At 63.1% G+C, this 735-nt stretch carries 2 pseudogenes; both read left to right on the top strand.

From position 1 onward, the window contains the following. Positions 1-88: pseudogene (locus NA197_RS23360) on the top strand (oxaloacetate decarboxylase subunit gamma); the annotation flags it as partial. A 16-nt stretch (positions 89-104) separates the two neighbouring features. After that, positions 105-735, top strand: a pseudogene (locus NA197_RS23355) (sodium-extruding oxaloacetate decarboxylase subunit alpha); the annotation flags it as partial.

Here is a 735-nt window from a genome sequence, read left to right as displayed (position 1 = left end):
ACCGCGCGCCGTTCCCGCCGTGGACGACTTCACCCGCTTAAAGCCGGTGATTGCCGCCGCCATTCACCATCACCGCCACCACGTTTAATTTCCCGGAGGGATCCATGACCATTGCCATTACCGACGTCGTCCTGCGTGACGCCCACCAGTCCCTGTTCGCCACCCGCCTGCGCCTTGACGATATGCTGCCGATTGCCGCTCAGCTCGACGACGTGGGCTACGGCTCCCTCGAATGCTGGGGCGGCGCCACCTTTGACGCCTGCATCCGCTTTCTCGGCGAGGACCCGTGGCTGCGCCTGCGCGAGCTCAAAAAAGCCATGCCGAAGACTCCCCTGCAGATGCTGCTGCGCGGCCAGAACCTGCTCGGCTATCGCCACTACGCCGATGACGTGGTGGAACGCTTCGTCGAACGCGCCGTCAAAAACGGCATGGACGTCTTCCGCGTCTTCGACGCCATGAACGACCCGCGCAATATGAAAGCCGCATTACAGGCGGTACGCAGCCACGGCGCGCACGCCCAGGGCACGCTCTCGTACACCACCAGCCCGGCGCACACCCTGCAGACCTGGCTGGACCTGACCGAACAGCTGCTGGAAACCGGCGTTGACTCGATTGCCATCAAGGATATGTCCGGCATTCTCACCCCGATGGCCGCTTTTGAGCTGGTGAGCGAAATCAAAAAACGTTTTGAGGTGCGCCTGCACCTGCACTGTCACGCCACCACCGGGATGGCGG

The organism is Salmonella sp. NW884 (genome assembly GCF_051700745.1).
GTDB classification, from domain to species: Bacteria; Pseudomonadota; Gammaproteobacteria; order Enterobacterales; family Enterobacteriaceae; genus Salmonella; species Salmonella enterica.
This window is presented reverse-complemented; position numbering and strand designations above follow the sequence as displayed.